This window comes from Aliiroseovarius salicola (assembly GCF_027891095.1).
GTDB lineage: Bacteria > Pseudomonadota > Alphaproteobacteria > Rhodobacterales > Rhodobacteraceae > Aliiroseovarius > Aliiroseovarius salicola.
In genome coordinates this window covers 73,463-88,826 of record NZ_JAQIIO010000011.1, presented here as the reverse complement: position 1 = coordinate 88,826, position 15,364 = coordinate 73,463, and the positions used below count along the sequence as shown (strand labels likewise).

12 protein-coding genes are annotated in these 15,364 nt (G+C 56.9%); 3 read left to right on the top strand and 9 right to left on the bottom strand.

The window, feature by feature from the left end:
* Positions 1-24: 24 nt before the first annotated feature.
* The gene (gene gabT / locus O2N63_RS15805) at positions 25-1,329 is read right to left on the bottom strand and encodes a 4-aminobutyrate--2-oxoglutarate transaminase (RefSeq protein WP_271055264.1); all 1,305 of its coding nucleotides are present in this window, start codon (positions 1,327-1,329) and stop codon (positions 25-27) included.
* Positions 1,330-1,488: 159 nt separating this feature from the next.
* Between gabT and O2N63_RS15800 the strand changes: the two genes are divergently transcribed.
* Positions 1,489-2,070: a cupin domain-containing protein gene (locus O2N63_RS15800; RefSeq protein ID WP_271055263.1), complete on the top strand. Its 582-nt coding sequence runs from the start codon at positions 1,489-1,491 to the stop codon at positions 2,068-2,070.
* 9 nt (positions 2,071-2,079) lie between these two features.
* Positions 2,080-3,186 carry a CaiB/BaiF CoA transferase family protein gene (locus O2N63_RS15795; protein WP_271055262.1) on the top strand — a complete coding sequence of 369 codons (1,107 nt, stop codon included), beginning with the start codon at positions 2,080-2,082 and terminating at the stop codon, positions 3,184-3,186.
* A gap of 250 nt (positions 3,187-3,436) precedes the next feature.
* Here O2N63_RS15795 and O2N63_RS15790 read toward each other — a convergent pair whose 3' ends face one another.
* From O2N63_RS15790 to O2N63_RS15770, 5 genes are all read right to left on the bottom strand, one after another.
* A complete protein-coding gene (locus O2N63_RS15790) occupies positions 3,437-4,750 on the bottom strand; it encodes a TRAP transporter large permease (protein ID WP_271055261.1) in 1,314 nt (437 codons plus the stop codon).
* Between the two features lie 41 nt (positions 4,751-4,791).
* Positions 4,792-5,388 (bottom strand): TRAP transporter small permease subunit, encoded by a 597-nt coding sequence (locus O2N63_RS15785; protein WP_271055260.1) that lies wholly within the window; start codon positions 5,386-5,388, stop codon positions 4,792-4,794.
* On the bottom strand, positions 5,388-6,404 hold the full coding sequence (gene dctP / locus O2N63_RS15780; RefSeq protein ID WP_271055259.1) for a TRAP transporter substrate-binding protein DctP: 1,017 nt from the start codon (positions 6,402-6,404) through the stop codon (positions 5,388-5,390). The genes O2N63_RS15785 and dctP overlap by 1 nt, the downstream gene beginning before the upstream one ends.
* Before the next feature lie 411 nt (positions 6,405-6,815).
* Positions 6,816-7,694, bottom strand: a complete 879-nt coding sequence (yghU, locus tag O2N63_RS15775) for a glutathione-dependent disulfide-bond oxidoreductase (protein ID WP_271055257.1) — start codon at positions 7,692-7,694, stop codon at positions 6,816-6,818.
* Positions 7,695-7,792: 98 nt separating this feature from the next.
* Complete coding sequence (locus O2N63_RS15770; RefSeq protein ID WP_271055256.1) at positions 7,793-8,425, bottom strand: TetR/AcrR family transcriptional regulator; 633 nt, start codon at positions 8,423-8,425, stop codon at positions 7,793-7,795.
* A gap of 104 nt (positions 8,426-8,529) precedes the next feature.
* Here O2N63_RS15770 and O2N63_RS15765 point away from each other — a divergent pair, with 104 nt between their 5' ends.
* Positions 8,530-10,575: an NADH:flavin oxidoreductase gene (locus O2N63_RS15765; RefSeq protein ID WP_271055255.1), complete on the top strand. Its 2,046-nt coding sequence runs from the start codon at positions 8,530-8,532 to the stop codon at positions 10,573-10,575.
* Positions 10,576-10,603: 28 nt separating this feature from the next.
* On the opposite strand, the gene O2N63_RS15760 is transcribed toward O2N63_RS15765, so the two are convergent.
* The 3 genes from O2N63_RS15760 to O2N63_RS15750 form a co-directional block, all read right to left on the bottom strand.
* Positions 10,604-11,710, bottom strand: coding sequence for a mandelate racemase/muconate lactonizing enzyme family protein (locus O2N63_RS15760; protein WP_271055254.1), 1,107 nt, complete (start codon positions 11,708-11,710; stop codon positions 10,604-10,606).
* A gap of 109 nt (positions 11,711-11,819) precedes the next feature.
* Entirely contained in the window at positions 11,820-13,664 is a 1,845-nt protein-coding gene (locus O2N63_RS15755) for a BCCT family transporter (RefSeq protein WP_271055253.1), read from the bottom strand.
* Between the two features lie 175 nt (positions 13,665-13,839).
* Positions 13,840-15,357, bottom strand: coding sequence for a trimethylamine methyltransferase family protein (locus O2N63_RS15750; RefSeq protein WP_271055252.1), 1,518 nt, complete (start codon positions 15,355-15,357; stop codon positions 13,840-13,842).
* Positions 15,358-15,364 lie beyond the last annotated feature (7 nt).

Genomic DNA, 15,364 nt, shown 5'->3' with positions numbered 1-15,364 from the left:
ATCTTTCGCCATATCTTCGTCTCCTTACTCCGCCGCGACGGCGGTATTGTTGATGGCCGCCTCTATCGAGGCTTCGATGATATCCATGGCCTCGTCGACCTGTTCAAACGGAACAGTCAGCGGTGGCAAGAGGCGCACGGCGTTGGCGCGCGTGCCACACGGCAGGAGGATCAGCCCACGCGCTTCAGCCTCGGCCACAATGGCCTGAGTCAGTGCGGGGTTGGGGTTGTTGGTCACGCGGTCGGTGACCAGTTCAAACGCGACCATGGCTCCGAGGCCACGCACATCGCCAATCGCCTCCATGCCTTGGCGGTTGGCAAGAGCATTCAGGCGCGCCTTGATCATTTCCCCTACCTCGGTGGCACGGTCACAAAGCTTTTCTTCTTCGATCACGTCAAACACCGCATTGGCAGCAGCAACGGCCAGCGGGTTACCAGCATAGGTGCCGCCGATGCCGCCCACCGGGGCGGCATCGACAACCTCGGCCCGGCCAGTTACGGCTGAGAGCGGAAAGCCGCCCGCCAGGCCCTTGGCCATGGTCACCAGATCGGCGGCCACGCCCGCATGCTCGAACGCAAAGAGTTTACCGGTACGCGCAATGCCTGCCTGCACCTCGTCAGCGATCAGGATAATGCCGTGATCATCACAGATCTTGCGCAGGGCGCGCAGGAATTCAGGTTGCGCGACATTGAAGCCGCCTTCGCCCTGCACCGGCTCGATGATCATCGCGGCGACGCGCTCGGGATCGATCGAGCTTTTGAACATGTTGTCCAGGATCGCCAAAGACTGTTCGACGGTCACACCGTGGAATTCATTCGGGAAGGGCGCATGCAACACTTCGGGCGGCATAGCGCCAAAGCTCTTTTTGTAGGGATTCACCTTGCCGCAGAGCGCCATGCCCATGAGCGTGCGACCGTGGAAGCCGCCCGAAAAGGCGATCACGCCGGAACGACCGGTATAGGCGCGGGCCATCTTCACCGCGTTCTCAACCGCTTCGGCACCGGTGGTGACCATCATGGTTTTCTTGGCGAAATCACCGGGGGTCGAAGCATTAAGACGTTCGGCCAGCGCGATGTAGCTTTCGTAAGGCGCCACGTGGAAGCAGGTATGGGTGAAGGCTTCGGACTGCTTGGCCACGGCCTCCATCAGCTTCGGATGGCGATGGCCTGTATTGTTCACGGCAATACCGGCGGCGAAGTCGATAAAGCGCTTGCCATCGGCATCCCACAATTCAGCATTTTCTGCGCGCACAGCATAGATGCCACGGGTGGCCACGCCATTGGCAACGGCAGCGGCACGGCGGGTTTTAAGGGTTTCAGTGTTGCTCACCAGAGTCTCCTCCACAGTGATCGAACCGGGGATCGATTCACAAATTCATTGATTCTCGCATACTGTATTGCTCAATTTCCTGAGCATTGCTAGAGGTAAGTTTGGACAAACTTCGCTGAATCGCCCAATCTGGGTGAAAGCGATGAAAGGACCCAATCCATGGTGGACGATTTTGACGTTGGCACCCGTTTAAAGCAGCTGAGACAGCAATTTAACATGTCTCAAAGGCAGTTGGCCGAATCTGCCGGCGTGCCGCACGGCCAGATTTCGATGATTGAAACCAACCGCTCCAGCCCTTCAGTTGCCAGTTTGCGCAAAATTCTGGGCGGATTCGGAATTTCTATGTCGGAGTTTTTTGAGCCAGATGCCCCAACAAGTTCGCAGAACTTCTTCACGCCTGCGGAACTTCGCGATCTCACCTCACTGCTCTATCAGGGCAACGAAGCCGCGCAGAAGAAGATCACCCTCAAACAGGTGGGGGATGCAAAACTGCATGGCCTTCAGATCCTACATGAGCGTTATGAGCCCGGTGCAGACACCGGCGAAACCATGATCGAACACGACGCCAATGAAGGCGGGATCGTGATCGAAGGAGAACTGGAAATCACCGTAGGCGACGATACCCGCGTGCTGAAGGCGGGGGATGCCTATCTTTTCAACTCGCGTGAACCGCACCGGTTCCGCAACATGTCGGACCGGGTCTGCAAGGTGATCTCTGCCTGCACCCCACCCTATCTCTAAGGAACTACTATGACCCCATTGCACGGACTGAAAGTTGTCGAACTGGCCCGCATCCTGGCTGGCCCCTGGATCGGTCAATCGCTTGCCGATCTGGGTGCCGAAGTGATCAAGGTCGAAAGCCCGTCAGGGGACGATACGCGCAAATGGGGACCTCCGTTCATCGAGCGTGATGGGGACAAAACTGCCGCCTATTACTATTCCGCAAACCGCGGCAAGGACTGCGTGACCTGCGATTTCCGCACACCCGAGGGGCAGGCTGCGGTTCGTGAACTGATCAAAGATGCGGACATTCTGATCGAAAATTTCAAGGTGGGTGGGTTGGCCAAATACGGGCTGGATTACGACAGCGTGAAAGATCTGAACCCGCGCCTGATCTACTGTTCGATCACAGGGTTTGGGCAGGACGGCCCTTACGCCAAGCGCGCGGGATACGACTTTCTGTTGCAAGGCATGTCGGGGCTGATGTCGATCACCGGCGAACCCGATCACCAGCCGCAGAAGGTTGGCGTGGCGGTGACCGATATCGTGACCGGACTTTACGGAACCATTGGAGTGCTGGCCGCTGTCGAGCAACGCCATCGCACCGGCAAAGGTCAACACATCGACATGTCCCTTCTGGATTGCGCCACAGCGATGCTGGCCAATCAGGCCATGAACTTCCTCGCCACCGGAGAAAGCCCAGAGCGTCGCGGCAATGCGCACCCGAACATCGCCCCCTATCAGGTTCTTCCGACGGCAGACGGCCATTTCATCCTCGCCGTGGGCAATGATGGGCAATTCGAGCGCTTTTGTGACGTGATCGGACGCGATGACCTACGCCAGAACCCTGACTTCACGACCAACCAACTGAGGGTTGAAAACCGAGAATCGCTAACTGCAGAAATCGAAATTGAGACACAGAAATGGCAGAAGGCCGATCTCTTGGACGCACTGGAGGTCGCAACCGTTCCCGCCGGTCCGATCAACTCGGTGGGCGAAGCGTTTGACGACGCGCAGATCAAACATCGCGGCATGGAGATTGCGCCAGAAGGGGTGCGCGGTGTGCGCGGCCCCTGGGTGTTTTCGGATGCGGAGCTGGCACTGGGGAAAACCGCGCCGGTGCTGCCGAAAGCCTGACTGGAGTATACATAAATACAAAGGCCGGGCGCTGACCCCAGTTTCGCATATAGCGACACAAAACTAGAAAACTAGTTTTCTAGTTTTCTAGTTTTCTAGTTTTCTAGTTTTCTCAGAAATGCGCGCCTTGCCCCGGACCAATCAACAAAAAAGGCCGCCCACCTCATACAGAGGATGGGCGGCCAGGCACGGGAATGTCTCCTAAGAGACCGTCGGGCGCCGCGGGGTGCAGCGCCTGATCCGTTTGCGCTTAAAACAGGAGGCTCGGCAACCAGAGCGCAATTTCGGGAAATGCCACCACCAGCGCGAGACCGATGATCTGCAATAGAACAAAGGGCAGCGCCGCCTTGTAGATGTCGCCAATCGTGATCTCTGGTGGTGCCACCGACCGCATGTAGAAGAGGTTGTAACCAAAAGGCGGTGTCAGATAGGCCGACTGCATTGACAGGATGAACAGCACCGCAAACCATGTTGTATCAAACCCAAGCTCGCGCACGATCGGTACGAAAAGCGGCACGGTAATGAACACAATCGCAAAGTCATCCAGAAACATGCCCAGTACGAAATAGGTAGCGAGCATGGCGATAATCACCCACATCGGCGACAGATCAAAATCCTCGATCAATTCGCCCACGATCTGCCCGGCCCCCAGACCCACATAGATCTTGGAGAAGAACACCGCCGCGATGGTGATCCACATCAGCATGCCCATGAGCTTGGTTGTGGTCAGCATCACGTATCGCAACATGTCCCAGCTCAGACGCCGCTGAATTCCCGCGATCACCAGCGATCCAAACGCCCCGATAGCCGAGGCCTCGGACGGCGAGGTCACCCCGCCGATGATGCAGCCCAGAACCGTCACGATCAGCAGACCCGGCGCAATGAGGAACCTGAGCGACAGGAACTTCTCTTTCGCGGTGAACTGTTCCTCCGCAGGAGGACCCATCAGCGGATTGATGCGGCAACGCACGAGGATATAGGCGATATAGATCCCGGCGAGCATCAAACCGGGAATGAGGCCGGCTGCAAATAGCTTGCCGACACTGTCACGCGACAGGAAGGCATAGATGATCATCAGGACCGAGGGCGGGATAAGGAAACCCAGCGCACCGCCCGCCATAATCGTACCGGTCACCAGCTTGCTGTCATAGCCACGTTTCAGCATCGCAGGCAGCGCGATGATGCCCAGTGATACGGTGGCTGCCCCGGACACACCGGCCATCGCCGCGATCAGCGCACAGATAATCACCGTGCCGATCCCCAGACCACCGGGCAGACGGCCCATAAGCTTGTGGATCATCTCAAACAGATCATCCGTGATGCCAGAGCGTTGCAGCACCAGCCCCATGAAGATGAACATCGGCAGGGCCACCAAAAGGAAGTTGTCCATCGCCGAGAAGGTGGAGGAAATCAGCAGGTCCAGCCCGCCGTCGCCATAAATCATCCAAGCGCTACCCACGCCGCAGATGGTCAGAGCCCAGGCAAGCGGCGCACCCAGCGCCATCAGCCCGAGCATCGAAAGAAACATGATCGCGGTGATCGTAAGGGGATCAAGCTCCGCCATTTTTCACTCCCTGACAGAGCCTCACGCCCTGTCTGCTTGAATTAATCTTTCGTCTCGAACTCAGGCTTTTCAGCGTCGGGCACATATTCCGGATCGGTTTCAGAGCCATCCTCGCCATCGCGTGGATCAACAAAATCGATGCCCAGCATTGTCAGGAAAGCGCGCAGGAACTCGGCGAGGTTCTGCAACCACACCAGACCTACCGCTACCGGGATCACCGTCTTGATTGGGTAAAGCGCGGGTTGCCAGATCGACTTGTTGGAATATTCACGCACTGCCCAGCTTTCCGCTGCGAACTCCACCGCCATGACGAAGAAGATCCCCATGACCAGCAGCCCGATGGCAAAGATGATCACATCACAGGTGGCGCGAGCGCGCCTGCCCAACATGCCCCAGATCACTTCCGACCGCACATGGCCGCCATGACGCAGCGTGAAGGCGCCGGCAAGAATGCAGAACCCGCCGTAAAGCATGGTCGACATTTCATGCGCCCAGATCGTTGGAGAGTTGAGAAAATAACGAGCAATAATCTCCAGCATCAGCACGGCGATCATCGCAAGCGTCAACCAAGAAATGGCCCGCCCGACGAACTCGGACAGGCCATCCTGAATGACAAGATATCTTGTCACCCAAACCATTACAGGCGCCCTTGGGCCTTCGCGTTGGCGACCAGAGCGTCAATGAACTTCTGGTTGCGCGGGCTGCGGGCAGCTTCTTCCTGCCACACGCCTTGGGCAGCTTGGGTCAGAGCTTTCGAATCCGCATCCGGCAAGGTGGCATATTCAAAGGTGCCTTCAGTCACGCCGGAATTGCCGTCTGCCAGCCACTGGTGGATGTCATCGGCAAATTGCTGGATTGCGGTTTTCAGGATCTCTTTATGCTCGTCCGACAGCTTGTCCCACGCTGCTGGGTTTGCGAGGAAGGTCTCGGTCCAACCGGGCATCAGCATGTTCATAAAGGTGTAGTTCTGGGCGGTTTCATGAAGCTTCAACTGCTCGTATTCCACCGGACCACCGTAGATGGCACCATCAATCACGCCGGTCGACATGCCGATGTAAAGTTCCTGCGCGGGCAGGTAAACGGTTGGGATGTCAAAGGCCGACAGAACCTTGGCCACGTTCGAGGTGGCACGGATCTTACGGGTTTTCAGATCTTCCAGCGAGGTCACCGGCTCTTTGGTCAGCAGGTCGTAGTTGTGACCGTAACCTTTGCCCAGATACACCGTGCCGGCGTCCGCATAGGCTTCGGTCAGCAAAGCGTCCACTTCGGTGCTTTCAAACAGGCCTTTGGCTTCTTCCACGGTCGCCCATGCGCCGGGCAGGCCAGCCTCGATGTTGCCGACGTCAATCTGACCCGACCAGTAGCCACCGGTGCCATGCACGATGTCGACGGTGCCCTTGGCAACTGCGTCAGCAAATTGATCCGAAGCGACCAGCTCGCCACCACGGAAATACTGGATACGCAGAGTGCCGTTCGAGGCTTCTTTGACTGCATTGCGGAACTTCTTGGCGATCGGGTCAATCTCGGTGCCATAAAAGGTGTGAAAACGCAGGCGTACGGTGTCAGCCGAGGCAGTGGTGGCAAGAGTGGCCAGAGCGGCAGCACCTGCCAGTGCGCCAAGGGCTGCGCGGCGCGTGAAGGTCGTGAAAGTCATTTTGTCTCCTCCCGAGGCAAGGCCTCGCATCAGTCAAGATCACCGTCCGATGACACCAGAGAGGTGCAGGGCCAGTGTGTCTTGGCTCCTACAGTATTCAATCATCATTGCGCAATATTTTAAGCGACAAAAGCTGATATTTAGCGCTATTTTCTGCGCATGAGTTATTGAGTGAAAATCAAATTGTTCGTATTTATTATTAATTACAAAGTGTTGACTTAAAATCTATCGAATTGTTGCCGCTAGGGAAATCATCAAAAAAGCGCTAAAAATACACATAGCAATAAAAGCAAACTGCACAAGATCCCGATTCGGATTCTCTATTAACTGACTGTTTGCCCTAACATGCAAAACCCCGGACCACGAGGGTCCGGGGTTCCAGATCGACCACAAGCTCTAAACTTGGCCCGACTAAGCGCTTTCGTCCTCTCGGCTGAGTTTATCCTGTGTCCGCAGATCAAAGTCAGACGCATCATGACGCTCATGCAACTGCTCATCCTCCGGACCCCAGGTGCGGTTCACGATGCGGCCCCGCTGAACGGCCGGACGCTCGAGAATCTCTTCGGCCCAGCGCCGCAGATGCGTATAGCTTCCGACATCCAGAAAATCGCCAGCCGCGTACGCCCAACCCAACACGAGATTGCCGTACCAGGGCCATGTTGCCATATCAGCGATGGTGTAACTGTCGCCACCCAAATACCGGTTTTCGGCAAGCTCTCGATTCAGCACATCCATTTGCCGCTTGGCTTCCATGGAAAAGCGATTGATCGAATACTCGAATTTCCGGGGTGCATATGCGTAATAGTGGCCAAACCCGCCACCCAAATAGGGGGCCGAGCCCTGCAGCCAGAACAGCCAATTCATCACTTCGGTGCGATGCGCCAGATCCTCAGGCAAGAAGTGCCCAAATTTCTGCGCCAGATAGTGCAGGATATTACCACTTTCAAAAACACGAATCCCAGTATCACGATCAAAAAGCGCAGGGATTTTTGAATTTGGGTTCACCCCAACAAACCCTGATGAAAACTGATCACCATCACCAATCCGGATCAGGTGCGCATCATATTCCGCCCCTTCGACACCACATGCCAGCAATTCTTCCAGCATAATCGTAACCTTCTGGCCATTTGGCGTGCCCATTGAATAAAGCTGAAGGGGGTGTTCTCCCACGGGCAGCTCCGCCTTATGGGTGGGTCCGGCGACCGGGCGGTTGATCTTAGCCCATTCTCCGCCGTTTTCGGCATCCCAAGCCCACACTTTTGGGGGGGTATATATGTCTTTTGTCGACATGCTCACTCACTCTTTTAAACAGCGGATACACCGCATCTTGTGCCATCAATAAAAGAGTACCGGTCCCTGAATTCAATAGGCAGATCTTTTGCAAGTGATCACAGCTTCGGGATCACTTCTGCCATATGCCGCGCCATGAACCGCTCGACATCGCGCTGCGCAGGTCGAACACCTGAGAACAGCTCAATATAATGCTGCACCCGTTCAAGTCGTTCTTGTGGATCCTCCTGGACCTGCATCGAGATGTAACCGATCTGGGTATACATCACCGTCATACCGCGCACTTCGGCCTGCGCCGCGCTATAATCGAAACGAGAAAAGAGTTCCGAAACGGCCTGCCGGCGGCGCTCATCGGCGATATTCAAACGGCGCTCAAGCTCTGGGTTGGTACGCGCCCAGTTTCGAATGGCCAGATCCAGCCGGGCATCAAACAGGGATGGATCGAACCAGCAATCGGTTAGATTGAACAGGGCCTCACAGATATTGTCCGCATCCATTTCACATCGCGCGATGAGGTTTCCGGTGTTCTTGGCCTCCCATCGCTGGATCATTGCATCATGCAGTTCGGCCACATCATCAAAGAACCAATAGAACCCGGTGCGGGTCAGGTTCAGACGCTTTGCCAATGGCATCACCTTCACCGCCTCGATCCCACCGGACACCAGAAGATCATAAGCGGCTTCAAGCCAAAGTTCACGAGATCCCCGGGGGCGTGTCTGCTCATTCGTCATGGCGCGACCATAGCGCAGTTGACACATGTGTCAAGTTTCCCTACTGATTCAGTCAGCACGTGAATTCGTACGACCCCCACGCCCTTAAACCGCAGGATCGACCGATGCCAAAAGACCCGCTGCTGCAACCTTTTCAGCTGAAGCACCTGACGCTGAAAAACCGGATCATGACCACCAGCCACGAACCCGCCTACCCTGAGGACGGGATGCCGAAAGAACGGTATGCAGCGTATCACGCTGAGCGGGCCAAGGCCGGGGTGGCACTGGCCATGACAGCGGGGTCGGCTGCGGTATCAAAAGACAGCCCACCGGTCTTCAACAACATCCTCGCCTACAAAGATGAGGTGGTGCCTTGGATTCAGCAGCTTACCGATGGATGTCATGAACATGGCTGCGCCGTGATGATCCAGCTGACCCATCTGGGGCGCCGCACCCATTGGGCCAAGGGCGATTGGCTGCCAGCGGTTTCGTCGACCAAACACCGCGAACCGGCCCATCACGCCTTTCCAAAATTAGCCGAAGATTGGGACATCGAGCGGATCATCACCGATTTTGCGGACGCCGCTGAGCGGATGAAAGCGGGTGGCATGGATGGGGTTGAGATTATGACCCACGGGCATTTGCTCGATCAATTCATCTCACCATTGTCCAACGATCTCGATGGGCCTTACGGGCGTGAGACACTGGAAAGTCGCCTGCGTCTAACCAATGAGATCATTGCAACCGTGCGTGCACGTGTGGGCGACGATTTTGTGGTGGGTGTGCGTTTTGCCCCTGATGAAGTACAGGCCGGGGGCATTGACGAAGAGATGGGGCTTGAGATTGCCCGGATCTTCGAAGAAAACGGTCAGGTCGATTACCTCAACATCAATCGCGGGCGCATTCATACCGACCCGGCGATGACCAATATGATCCCGGTACAGGGGATGAAAAACGCCCCCCATCTGGAATTCGCCGGGCGCGTGAAGGCCGCCGTGACCCTGCCTGTATTCCATGCCTCGAAAATCCCCGATGTCGCCACCGCGCGCCATGCCATTGCCACAGGGCAGCTTGATATGGTCGGCATGACGCGCGCCCATATGGCGGACCCCTATGTGGTGCAGAAGATCATACAAGGGCGCGAGGATGACATTCGCCCCTGCGTCGGCGCCACCTATTGCCTTGACCGGATCTATGGCGCGGGCGAAGCGCTCTGCATCCATAACCCAGCAACAGGGCGTGAATTGACCATGCCGCATGTCATTGAGCCTGCGGATGAGGTGAAGCGGGTTGTTGTGGTTGGCGCTGGTCCCGGCGGGCTTGAGGCCGCGCGGGTCGCAGCAGAACGCGGTCATCAGGTGACCGTCTTTGAAGCTCAGCCAGACCCGGGCGGACAGATACGTCTTGCCGCCCTTTCACCACGCCGTCGGGAGATGATCTCGATCATCGACTGGCGCATGGCGCAATGCGCGGCACGGTATGTTGAGTTCCGCTTCAACACATGGGCCGAGGCCGAGGACATACGCGCGCTTGACCCCGATGTGGTTATTGTCGCCACCGGCGGCCTGCCCAATACTGAACTCTTTGAACAGCACAACGACGCAGACAATGTGGTCACAGCATGGGACATCATCGCAGGTGATGTGAAACCGGCCGACCACGTGCTGATTTATGACGAAAGCGGCGATCATCCAGGCCTGCAAGCGGCTGAAGTGGCCGCCAACGCCGGATCGAAGGTCGAGGTCATGACCCCGGATCGCACTTTCGCGCCTGACATCATGGCGATGAATCTGGTGCCCTACATGCGGGCGCTTCAGGATAAGGACGTGACCTTCACCGTTGCCCGCCGCCTGCTGGACGTGGCGAAAGGGGGCAATAAGCTCAACGCGACCATTGGCACGGATTACTCCAACCACACCGATCAGCAGCAATATGATCAGGTGGTGGTGAATTACGGCACGCTGCCGATGGATGACCTCTATTTCGAGTTGCGGGATGAAAGCCTGAACCAAGGGGCGGTGGATCATGATGCTTTGATCGAGGGACGCAAACAGAGTTTGGTGCGCAACCCAGATGGCAAATTCCAGCTTTTCCGCATCGGCGATGCTGTGAGCGCGCGAAACACCCATGCGGCGATCTATGACGCGCTGCGCCTGATGAAAGACATCTGACAGGCGGGGCGATGACGCCCCTGACCCATCACCCGAAAGAGGCCACCGGTGGACCGAACAGGGTCTCGTCAGGAACCACGCCCAGCCCCGGACCGTCGGGAAGCTTGATGTGCCCACCTTCGATCCTGATCCCATTCTCGGGATCAAAGTTGCCCTCGATGTATGGGGCCGCAAGCCATACTCCTTCGCAAAGATCGGGTTTCACAGTGGCACCGATCTGCGTGCAGGCGGCAGCGATAATATCTCCACCCCAACTGTCATCACAGGTGTGCGGCAGGTTTCGCGCCTCGCAGATATCGCGGAAGGCACGCATGTTCTGCAAGCCCCCGATACGGGTCACTTTCATGCCAAACCCATCCACAAGCCCAGTGCCTGCGGCGGAAATCACCGTGTTCAGATCGATACTACCTTCATCCATATAGATGCCGTGCTTGACCTGCGGACGGATCCTTTCAAGCTCTTGCAGGGTGTCGCAGGGTTGCTCCATCACAAATGGTACATCAAGGCATTCCCGACTGACCCGCAAAGCATCCCGCGTGGTCCAGCCCCGATTGCCATCAACGGCAATGCGCATCCCTGAACCCTTCAGCACCTCCCAGACTTTTCGAATGGTCTCGATATCGATCTCAACGGGTCGACCGCCGAGCTTGACCTGGATCCGGGGGTAACGTTCTTCAAGCTTCTCTCGGGCGATGCGCGCAATCTCATCCGGGGCGCCAATGCCTGACGCGTAATACGAGGGCACGCGATCCGTCATCGCGCCGCCCAACAGGTTTGCCACGCTCACCCCCAGCGTCTTGCCCAGAAGATCATGCGCCGCAATATCAATCGCTGCCTTGGCATAGTTGTGCCCGGTCAGAAGCGAATGCATCTTGCGGTTCAGGGCAGCGGGCCAAATCTCAGCCCCAATCAATCCTTTCGCCATCAGCGCCAGCGCTGCCTGTGCTCCGCCTGCATGGGCCTCGGCATAGGTCGGGCCAACAGGACAGGTTTCACCCCAGCCCACGTTGCCATCTTCTCCGACCATTTTCACCAAGGTGGTGCCGAGTGTGTGCACCGCCCCGCTTGCCATCACATATGGGCCGTTCTTGACCGGCAAATCATGCGCATAGATGTGAATTTCCCTGATCTTCATCACAAGAAACCTGTCATTTTGTTGATTTACGGAAATGCCGCCATTCGGCGCCAGAGGACGGTGGCAGCGATCCACTCGGGCCCGCTGCCAACCAGTTTCAATTCAGAGGTCACTCTGCCACAGCAGGTTGTGCCTCTGCATGTTTCTCCCGTTTGCCATCGCGATACAGCGCCTTGGCAAGAGAGAGCATCATCAGGCCCATGACCATGGTGAAGGGAAGCGCACCGATGATCATCGCGTTTTTCAGCGCATCCATCGGATTGTTGTCCCCTGCCGCCATCAGAAGCGTGCCAATCACGGCGGTCAGGACCAACCCCCAAACGATGCGGTGCTTGATGCCGGTTTCCTGGCTGCCACCAGACATGATGGTGTTCATCACGAGGATGCCACTGTCAGCCGAGGTCACAAGGAAGGTCATGATCAACACCACACACATGACGGTCAGAGCTGCAAGCAGTGGACCATCGATCATCTGCCCCAAAGTCACAAAGAGTTTGGCGGTGTTCGAGGCCCCAACGATGGCACCTTCAGCACCTCCCGTCAGCTCTAGATCAATGGCGGTGCCGCCAAGAATTGTCATCCATGCGAAGCAAACCAGCGACGGTGCAATCACACAACCGACGATGAACTCACGCACAGTGCGCCCACGGGAAATGCGGGCAAGGAACAGACCAACAAACGGTGAGAACGCAATCCACCAAGCCCAGTAGAAGGTGGTCCAGCCAGCCTGCCAGCCGAACTGGCGCCCTTGATTGCCCACTTCATAGACAGCGGCCAGAGTGGCATCGTCCAGTTCTGCAGCCGCGCCTTCAAGACCCGATTTGAAGGTATCAAACCCATCCGATCCAGCCCAAGCGCCCCATGCATTGGTCGCACCTGAAAAGAGCTCATCTGCCATTGGTTTTGCGGCGTCCGGCAAGGCGCCAGCAAATTCAGCAGCTGATTGCGGTCCATATGCCCCAAAGCTGAGGCTCACAAAGTGCAGGATGTAATCAAGCAGGGCCGAAACATAGGTGCTCATCGCAAAGAAGAACGATCCGAAGACCACAAAGGTCAGAAGCAGGATGATCGACAGAACAAGGTTGAGGTTCGAGAGGTATTTCACCCCGCGCCCCACACCCGATACCGCCGAAATGATCGACAGGCCCATGATGGTGAACAAACCAGCCAGCAATCCAACTTTACCCGGCGCTGGCGCATCACCCGACATATCCATCATCCATTCCATCCCGGAGATTGCATAAACTCCGTCGATGAACTGGCTGACACCAAACCCGATGGTCACCGATACACCAAGGATGGTGGCTACAACTCCCAGCACATCAACAACGTGGCCAAAGAAACCGTTCACGAATTTGCCAAAGAGCGGCGTCAGGGCCGAGCGGATGGTCAATGGCATGTCACGGGTATAGGCGTAGTAGGCCAGCGACAGGCCGGTCACCACATAGATCGCCCAAGCATGAAAGCCATAGTGCAGGAAAGTGTAGCGGTATCCCGATTGCACCGCCTCTTGGGTGTTACCAGCCACTTCCCCTGCGATCACCACAGGATTTGACCCCCACAGGCCCAGAGGCTCAGCCGTTGCAAATACCATCAGTCCAACACCAAGACCGGCACCGAACATCATCGAGAACCAAGAGAAATCCGAGAACTCTTTTCCTTCCCCCGGGCGCCCCATAACGCGTTTTCCGGTTTGCGGCAAAATCGCAACGACAGCCAGGAAAAAGGCAAATAGCCCAACAATAACGATGTAGAAGCTGTTGAACCCTTCCAGCAGCTTCCAGTTCCAGCTGCCCAATGTGCTATTGGCATTGGCAGGCCAGACCAGAGCCCAGATCACCAGAAGGACCATGATACCCTTGCTGATCAGCGCAATCGGCAGGCTGTTGTCCTTGTAGAACCCCGTGTCCTGCGTCTTGATCTCCAGCTCCGTAAACGGAGGTTTGATTGACATTGCGTTTCTCCCTGTTTTTATGGTTTTCGCGCATCCACATTATTGCGACATTTTGTCGCAAAAAGATACGCTTCTCCGAAGTCCCGGCTGTTGTCCCCGGGAGAAAAGCAGCCCGGGTCTTGTTGCCCGGTACTGCATTTCGGATTCGATTAAGGGCGCGAATGCCCCCTCTTGTTCACGCGGCAGTTGGTTGATAGGCCGCGCGTTTCTTTGCGACGAACTCATCCAGTGCGCCGCGAATGTCGTCCTCCATTGGTGGCTGAACATAGTTTTCGAGAATTCTCTGCGCTTCTTCCCGACCGACGACATCAGCGTTCTTTGATCCCTCGGCCTCCCACTGTTCATAGCTGTCGTTGTTTTGCAGCGGGTTCATGTGAAGCGGGTTTTCGCGGGTGTGATCTGTGCCCAGGAAATGCCCCCCCGGCCCAATCGCATCCACATCCGCCAGAAGCGCGTCTATGTTTTCCTCCTGCAAACCCGAAAAGAACCGGTGGTAGTTTTCGAGCTGCAGCGCATCATGCACCCATTTCGAATAGCTCACCCCAAGCGCCCCTTCGAGGAAGCCACAGGCGTGAACGATATAGTTGCACCCGCCAAGCAGAACCGGCCACATCGTGTTGGCACTGTCAAAACCCGCCTGCAGGTCAGGCGATTTCGATCCCGTCCACATGGTGCAGGACCGCCACGGCACCTGATAGAACCGCGCCATTTGTCCCACCAGAAGGTTCATAAGCCCCGGTTCGGGCGAGCCCATCATCGGCGCACCGGTTTTCATCGACACACCCATGATCGCGACACCCAGCACCATGGGCGCACCGCGGCGAATGATCTGGCTATATGCCATGCCCGCAAGGCTTTCCGCGATCAGAAGCGCCACGCCGCCATGTGGGCTGGAGGGCGTACTCGCCCCCGCCAGCACAAAGGGCGAGAGCAGGCAGGGCTGGTTCGCTGCCGCATATATCCGCAGGCTTTCCAGCATGGTTTCATCCCACACGAGCGGCGTGTTGCAGTTCAGCAGAGATGTCACCACCACATTATTGTCGACAAACTCCTCACCAAAAACGATGCGGGTCATATCCACCGTGTCACGGGCGGCCTGTTCTGACAGAACCGAACCCTTGATCGGCTTATCGGTCAGGGTAAGTGCTGCGTGGACCAGCTCCAGATGGCGTTGCGGGACTGGCACATCCTGCGGTTCCACCGGCAGAATGCCCGGCACATGCAGGGCCTGGCTCATCTGCCCCATCTTGAAGAAGTTATGCGCATCCTGAAGCGTTGATGGGCGCCGCACTCCATCCAGCCCATAGACAAACGGCGCGCCGTAGGCGTTGGCAAAGATCGAGTGGCGCCCCCCAACCTCAACGGTTCGTTCAGGATTGCGGGCGTGCATTGTATAGGTCGACGGCACCGTGGAAATCAGGTCCATCAGCATGTCGCGGCCAATGCGCACCCTTTCACCGTCGACGTCAGCCCCCGCCTTTTTCCAGTCGGCCAAGGCTACAGGATCGCGGAACTCAATGCCCGTGGTTTCCAGAATGGTCATTGCAGCATTGTGGATCTTCTCGACCCCTTCCGGGCCAAGCAGGTCAATTGGACCGACCGCGCGGTTGAGCGTCGGCAGATATACCGGTGGTGGGTTTGTCCGGGCCTGAACCCGAGCGGCGCGACCGCCTCTTGTTCGTCTTTCAGCCATACTCAGT

Excerpts from the sequence above, each read along its gene's own strand:
- O2N63_RS15800 (WP_271055263.1), top strand. The coding sequence starts at position 1,489 with ATGGTGGACGATTTTGACGTTGGCACCCGTTTAAAGCAGCTGAGACAG.
- O2N63_RS15795 (WP_271055262.1), top strand. The coding sequence starts at position 2,080 with ATGACCCCATTGCACGGACTGAAAGTTGTCGAACTGGCCCGCATCCTG.
- O2N63_RS15790 (WP_271055261.1), bottom strand. The coding sequence starts at position 4,750 with ATGGCGGAGCTTGATCCCCTTACGATCACCGCGATCATGTTTCTTTCG.
- O2N63_RS15785 (WP_271055260.1), bottom strand. The coding sequence starts at position 5,388 with ATGGTTTGGGTGACAAGATATCTTGTCATTCAGGATGGCCTGTCCGAG.
- dctP (WP_271055259.1), bottom strand. The coding sequence starts at position 6,404 with ATGACTTTCACGACCTTCACGCGCCGCGCAGCCCTTGGCGCACTGGCA.
- yghU (WP_271055257.1), bottom strand. The coding sequence starts at position 7,694 with ATGTCGACAAAAGACATATATACCCCCCCAAAAGTGTGGGCTTGGGAT.
- O2N63_RS15770 (WP_271055256.1), bottom strand. The coding sequence starts at position 8,425 with ATGACGAATGAGCAGACACGCCCCCGGGGATCTCGTGAACTTTGGCTT.
- O2N63_RS15765 (WP_271055255.1), top strand. The coding sequence starts at position 8,530 with ATGCCAAAAGACCCGCTGCTGCAACCTTTTCAGCTGAAGCACCTGACG.
- O2N63_RS15760 (WP_271055254.1), bottom strand. The coding sequence starts at position 11,710 with ATGAAGATCAGGGAAATTCACATCTATGCGCATGATTTGCCGGTCAAG.
- O2N63_RS15755 (WP_271055253.1), bottom strand. The coding sequence starts at position 13,664 with ATGTCAATCAAACCTCCGTTTACGGAGCTGGAGATCAAGACGCAGGAC.
- O2N63_RS15750 (WP_271055252.1), bottom strand. The coding sequence starts at position 15,357 with ATGGCTGAAAGACGAACAAGAGGCGGTCGCGCCGCTCGGGTTCAGGCC.